Genomic DNA, 6,374 nt, shown 5'->3' on the forward strand with positions numbered 1-6,374 from the left:
GCTAGGGAATACATAACCATAATATAGAAACACAGGAGGCAAAACCGATAAACCAGACCGTTGATCTTAATGTAGCGAAATTCATTAAATACAAAAAGATATAAATGATACGAGATAGTACATAAAGGATAGCAAGATTCACGATAGTTGCGGTAATATGATTGGTTGCTATTGCAGTCAATGCGGCGGCAGAAAATACAGCCAAAGATTCAAAGCAATTTTGATGAGCACCAACAGCCCGCGCACCAAAGCCTTCAAGTTGTGATTGTTGTGCTCTTGGGTGATGATTGTCATACCCCCCTTTTGCTTTTTGCATCGCATAACCAACTGGCAATTTGGTCAGATAAGGCATGATAACCGTGATAAGCAAACAAACAATTAAAGTATTCATTGTAGAATTCATCCTGAATGTTAAGGGTGGCGTATTTTTTGCTTTTTTATTAAATCAGCAAAAAGCCAAGCGTCTAATAAAACAAAATACATCATAACGAGATTAAAGAACTTGTTCAATTTATAAATTATGGCTTAAGATTATTAACTACATAAAAATATTAATAAATTTTTGCTCATACAAGGATTGGGAGAACAAAAGTGAATGATATCAGTCGCGGTGCTATAGGAGTCAGAGGTTTAGATGATGCTGAAATGGATTTCCAGTTAATTCGACAATTAGGGGCAAGTGCTTATCGAGGATCATCAATAGGTGAATGCCTTACTATTGCTCACAATATGTCTGACGGTACTCCTGAAGATTGGGTAAGGGAATTTGAACGTCTTGCTGAATGGCAAAAAAAAGACGGTATGGAGCGCTTAGTAAAAAATCATATTATCAGCGGCAGGGAACAGCTTTTGAAAGCATCAAACTCCTATCGTGCAGCAGAATATTATTCACCATGCACCTCCGAGCACCACAGAAAATTAGGACTAAATTCAGCGGACTGCTTTTCTACGGCGGTTTCGAACATGGAATATCACTTTGAAAACCATTCGATTCCATATAAAGACATCAATTTGCCTGCTTATTTTATTTCTCCAGAAAATGATGGCGAAAAACGAAGCACCATTATGATAGTCAGTGGCTTTGATGGAACCATAGAAGAAGAATTTATAATGCGTGGTCTTGCTGCAGTGGAACGGGGCTTCAACGTCATTCATTTCGCAGGTCCAGGACAAATGGATGTATTTAGAAAATACCCCGATACCTTTTTTGAACCTGATTTTGAATCAGCAGTACATCGTGTCATTAATTACTTTGAATTCAGACATGAAGTTGACATGCATACCTTGACCTTAATGGGCATTAGCTTTGGAGGTTATTTTGCGACTCGTGCTGCCTGTCATGAACCACGAATAAAAGCGCTTATAGCAAATTCACCGATTCTTGATTTACATGATTATATGAGTTCTTTTGTCATGATGGATCCATGCAAAATGTCTGACTCAGATGATTTTACAATCGATGATTTGTCATCAATACCCGATGATGTAATGTCCCCACAATTAAAGATACAATCAGAACAACTCATCAGACGGTTTGGCCAAAACTCTTTTAAAGCAACCTTTGAGTATTTAAAACAATTTACCGTTGGCGATTCATTTAAAAATTTAAAAATTCCATCTCTTGCTTTACTGGGAAGCAGTGAGGGGCACGAACCTAAGAAACAATTCGAAAAATTCTGTGCTCAAACCAAAGCAAGTCATTATGAATTCAGTGATTTCGAAGGAGCTGGAGGTCATTGCCAGATTGGAAATACAGTGTTCGCCAACGCGGTTGTGTATGACTGGCTGGAGAATTTATTCTGCTGACACTATATATTCAATATTTCCTGAGAAGGCTCCCGAGTCGAAAAAATTAAAAGCCCGGATTCAGCACAGGCGAGAAACCATTTTTCAAGTTACTTCCTTACTTTGTCTGAAGAATGGATTCCCGCCTGCGCGGGAACGACACAATTAAGGTCAGTTTGTTCAATACCCTCCCCTCCTGTTGATTGTACACAAATATGCCAGGATTCCTCAGAGCACAGCAAAATCCGGGAAGCCCATGCTCAGCATGGTACATTTTTATATAGGTGCCCGGATACACTGCTCAATCCTTTCAATTAATTAAAATTACTGTCAAACCCGAAATTAATTCAAAAATTTGAATGGTTTAACTTTACTGACTTCAACCCAGCAACCTCTTCTGCTATCATAAATCAAGAAAACAGGAATCAGCCTTGTAACTAAAGGAATTAGTACCATGACACCCGATGATTTAAAGAAAAAATCGAAGAGCCACATTGTTTTATCATCACATCCGGCAGGACATACCGCTGCACCGTTAAAAATCAAATGGGGTGCAGAAAATCCGAAGGACAGAGGCCCGGTAGTTGCTTCACTTACCAATATAAAAAACCGAAATGTTATCGGCACTCACTCAGGTTCTTATTCTGTTTATAGAGCACTTGCCGTTGCTGCAGGAGTACTTGATTCTGAACACGTCCCTGATCTGACCGACACCACCCCACCCGTTGCAATCGGCCCACACAAACAGTGGGGCGAGCCCGGGAAAATAATTTCTTTAGACCCCTGGGGACACATGGTTGCGACGGTTTATGCCGATGAAATTAAAGCAGGATATGATATAAGACCAACCATAGCAGTAACCCGTGCACATATAAATATACCTGAGCTGCATGTGGCAATTCAAAAAGGTCGACTGAAGCCTGATGGCAAGATATTAAGTGAATCAGGTGATGTGGTAGTTACCAAGGCAGCTATTGAACCAGTCTGGTATCTACCAGGCATTGCTGAACGATTCAACATATCCGAATCACTATTAAGACGAACTCTATTTGAACAAACAGCTGGCATGTTTCCTGAGTTAATAACGCGTAGTGATCTTGATGTGTTTTTACCACCTATAGGTGGTTTGACTGCCTATTTCTTTGGTGATGTGACTACCATTCACGATCCAAAAATAGAATTAACCTGCCGAATTCATGATGAATGTAATGGTTCTGACGTTTTTGGTTCAGACATCTGCACCTGCAGACCGTACCTGGCGCACGGAATTGAATTATGCATAGAATCCGCTCAACGAGGTGGCGCAGGCTTGATTGTTTATAATCGCAAGGAAGGACGAGCACTGGGTGAAGTAACCAAATTCCTGGTTTATAATGCTCGCAAGAGACAAAAAGGCGGTGATACTGCAGCCAAATATTTCGAGCGTACTGAATGCGTGGCAGGAACTCAAGACATGCGTTTTCAGGAGTTAATGTCAGATATTATTCATTGGCTTGGTATTACTAAAATTCATCGCTTTGTTTCTATGTCCAACATGAAATACGATGCACTGCAAAAAGCTGGGATAGAAGTGGCTGAACGAGTTAAAATTCCAAATGATCTCATTCCTCCTGATGCCAATGTTGAAATGGATGCAAAACGTGCGGCGGGCTATTATTCACCAGATGGAATAATAGATATTAATGAATTAGCTCAACCGAAAGGACGCGGTCTTCATGAATAACGAAGAACAACAAATCTATCAGATACTGGATCATCTTAAAGAGCCAAGCACCATACGAGAACAGGCGCATCGCCTATTAGAACTGGCGAGAAAGGACCAACTGGAATATTTTGGAATTAATTCAGAACGTATGGGAGCTACTGCGGACTACATTATCAACGTAATGCTTGAGAATTATCCGGATCTGAATGTACCCTACCACAGCAGATGGCGACATTTTGAAGCGGGCGGTATTGATAGAATTAAAATAGTGAAACACGAGTTGGCAGATACAAAGGCTGATGAATATGGCAAAATTCTTTATGAACTGGTTATCATCAGTGTATTTATGGATGCCGGTGCGGGACCACTATGGAGATTCAGAGATAATGCAACGGGGGAGGAATTCAGTCGATCGGAAGGACTTGCACTTGCCAGTTTAGCGCTTTATCAAAATGGGGTGTTAAGCAATGACCCTAAGATGCCATTACGTATTGATGCCGAACGTTTGATTGGTTTTAAAGAGCAAGATTTATTAGACGCTTTCCAAGTGTCGGCTGCCAACCCGCTTGAAGGAGTTTCTGGAAGAGTGGCGTTATTAAATCGTCTGGGAACTTTATTGAAACAAAAACCGAAATATTTCGGTAAAGATGGGCGGCTAGGTGATTTTTATTTACATGTCAGTGCACTCCAGCACGATGGCACACTCTCTGCTGCCACCATTTTTCAAGCCGTATTGAATGCATTCAATGATGTGTGGCCTACCAGATTATCCTTTCATGGCATTTCCTTAGGGGATGTTTGGACCCATAACGCGTTAAAATCCAGTAAACCAGGCTCTGAATATGTACCATTTCATAAACTGTCTCAATGGTTAGCTTATTCCTTGATAGAGCCGTTAGAGGAAGCTGGGATAAAAGTAACGAATTTAGATACCCTTACTGGTTTACCAGAATATCGAAATGGCGGACTACTGATTGATTTGGAACTGCTTCGAATCAAAAATAAAGATCTTCTGACTCATCCTCAAGAACCAGGCTCAGAAGCCATTGTCGAGTGGCGAGCGTTAACTGTTGCGTTACTTGATGAATTAGCCCAACTCATCCGCATAAAACTCCATATGGATGAACAATCGTTGCCGCTGGTTAAAGTACTCCAGGGCGGCACCTGGGAGGCTGGTCGACGAATCGCAAAAGAAAAGCGTACTCAAGGCACTCCACCTATTCAAATTATCAGTGATGGCACCGTTTTTTAACAAGGAACTGGAATGAACTCAAATCAAGTTGTTGTAATAAATCATCCGCTAATCCAGCACAAACTTACTATTATGCGAAAAGTGGAAACCAGTACAGTCAAATTCCGTACTTTGATGCACGAAGTAAGTATGTTGCTCGCTTATGAAGTAACTCGTGATTTAGAAATAGAATTCGAAGAAATTCAAACACCTATGACCAGTATGATGTCACCAGTATTAAAAGGTAAGAAATTAGTTTTTGTTTCTATACTGCGTGCTGGTAATGGTCTGGTTGATGGAATGTTACAACTTGTTCCTACAGCACGAATTGGTCATATAGGCCTTTATAGAGATCCTAAAACTCTGGAGCCAATTGAGTATTATTTCAAACTGCCAGAACACACTCAAAATAGAGACGTCATTATTGTAGATCCCATGTTAGCAACAGGGAATTCGGCTATTGCTGCAGTTAAAGAAATTAAAGCGATCAATCCAAAATCTATCAAATTTCTCTGTTTACTTGCATCACCAGAAGGTATTGCTGCATTCCATGAAGAACATCCTGATGTCCCTGTTTACACTGCAGCAGTCGATACTCATCTTAATGAAAAAGGATATATAGTTCCAGGGCTTGGTGATGCAGGAGACAGGCTCTACGGAACCAAATTATCAGATTGAAGATAATACCGATTATCAGCAATATCCTACTTAGAAAAATTCCCATTCCATCTCGCCGCGGCATGCTTTATTGTCGCAGCAAGATGCGATATAAATAAAGTTCAGAAGAATGGAACTCAAATTCTGAGTCATAATAAACATACTCTTCACTGGCTGTTTCATAAGAGATTCAGGCAACAAGCTGTCTTTAATAACTCTGTTCAGGAGCGAAAAATGCCAGATTTGGATTCCAGAGAACGTCGTATCATCGAAGCCATACATCGTAATTTCCAGCAACAAATACAGAATCAAATGATGACCCATTACGGGATTTACCTGGAGCGATCAGCACATCCGGAAAAAATATACTCGTGGATTGAAAAAATTGAAGACACTCGACTTTTAGCCAATCCTTATCTGGATAGCCTGGTTCATCAATCAGAAGCAGCAACGCCAGAATCATTAATCAGCGAGACCTCTGGATTTTGGTATTATGTTGGAAAAATGAAACAGATTATTCCAGAAAGCCTTCGAGATTTTGTTGCAGACCTTAGTATTCAATCCTCTGGTTTTGATTTATTCAATTCAGTTACCGCGGAACTATTCTCTGTAACGTTGGGAAACTCTATAACCGAAGTTCTATACGATTATTTCAATACTCAATTCACCGGGAATCAGGAAGAAGCACAAAAATTATTCGCCAATACAATAGATAAGCAAAAAGAATTATCCGGACTGATAAAACAAGAATGTGGACGTATTTCCGTTGAACTTATCAAATTATTCCATTTCAGAGAAATGCTCCTGCTGGGAAGAATGAGTAGGATGGCAAGCGAGCCGGAGGTTCGCGAAGAATTTATTCAGCGTGCCAAATTAAAAAAGCAGCCTCCTGAATCAATTAATTTAGCAATTGAACTCTATTTTGCTCGTGAGTTAAGCACAATATAGCCAACACACGATAAATTGATTATTAGCAATGGCTCTGAAAAAGCTCAT

At 40.2% G+C, this 6,374-nt stretch carries 6 protein-coding genes; 5 read left to right on the forward strand and 1 reads right to left on the reverse strand.

Annotated features, from left to right (window positions below; translation table 11 throughout):
* Position 1 precedes the first annotated feature (1 nt).
* Positions 2-391: an MAPEG family protein gene (locus Q0495_RS13745; RefSeq protein ID WP_298627299.1), complete on the reverse strand. Its 390-nt coding sequence runs from the start codon at positions 389-391 to the stop codon at positions 2-4.
* Between the two features lie 200 nt (positions 392-591).
* Here Q0495_RS13745 and Q0495_RS13750 point away from each other — a divergent pair, with 200 nt between their 5' ends.
* The 5 genes from Q0495_RS13750 (at position 592) to Q0495_RS13770 (ending at position 6,326) form a co-directional block, all read left to right on the forward strand.
* Complete coding sequence (locus Q0495_RS13750) at positions 592-1,806, forward strand: S9 family peptidase (RefSeq protein WP_298627300.1); 1,215 nt, start codon at positions 592-594, stop codon at positions 1,804-1,806.
* Between the two features lie 433 nt (positions 1,807-2,239).
* Positions 2,240-3,508: a GTP cyclohydrolase II gene (locus tag Q0495_RS13755; RefSeq protein WP_298627302.1), complete on the forward strand. Its 1,269-nt coding sequence runs from the start codon at positions 2,240-2,242 to the stop codon at positions 3,506-3,508.
* The gene (locus Q0495_RS13760) at positions 3,501-4,742 is read left to right on the forward strand and encodes a URC4/urg3 family protein (RefSeq protein WP_298627304.1); all 1,242 of its coding nucleotides are present in this window, start codon (positions 3,501-3,503) and stop codon (positions 4,740-4,742) included. Before Q0495_RS13755 ends, Q0495_RS13760 begins: the two co-directional genes overlap by 8 nt.
* Before the next feature lie 12 nt (positions 4,743-4,754).
* Positions 4,755-5,399, forward strand: a complete 645-nt coding sequence (gene upp, locus Q0495_RS13765) for a uracil phosphoribosyltransferase (RefSeq protein ID WP_298627306.1) — start codon at positions 4,755-4,757, stop codon at positions 5,397-5,399.
* Positions 5,400-5,612: 213 nt separating this feature from the next.
* Positions 5,613-6,326: a hypothetical protein gene (locus Q0495_RS13770; protein ID WP_298627308.1), complete on the forward strand. Its 714-nt coding sequence runs from the start codon at positions 5,613-5,615 to the stop codon at positions 6,324-6,326.
* The last annotated feature ends 48 nt before the right edge of the window (positions 6,327-6,374 follow it).

The organism is uncultured Legionella sp. (genome assembly GCF_937871865.1).
GTDB lineage: Bacteria > Pseudomonadota > Gammaproteobacteria > Legionellales > Legionellaceae > Legionella.

Bases quoted from the DNA above. Each gene is read 5' to 3' on its own strand.
- Q0495_RS13745 (WP_298627299.1), bottom strand. From the start codon at position 391: ATGAATACTTTAATTGTTTGTTTGCTTATCACGGTTATCATGCCTTAT.
- Q0495_RS13755 (WP_298627302.1), top strand. From the start codon at position 2,240: ATGACACCCGATGATTTAAAGAAAAAATCGAAGAGCCACATTGTTTTA.
- Q0495_RS13760 (WP_298627304.1), top strand. From the start codon at position 3,501: ATGAATAACGAAGAACAACAAATCTATCAGATACTGGATCATCTTAAA.
- upp (WP_298627306.1), top strand. From the start codon at position 4,755: ATGAACTCAAATCAAGTTGTTGTAATAAATCATCCGCTAATCCAGCAC.
- Q0495_RS13770 (WP_298627308.1), top strand. From the start codon at position 5,613: ATGCCAGATTTGGATTCCAGAGAACGTCGTATCATCGAAGCCATACAT.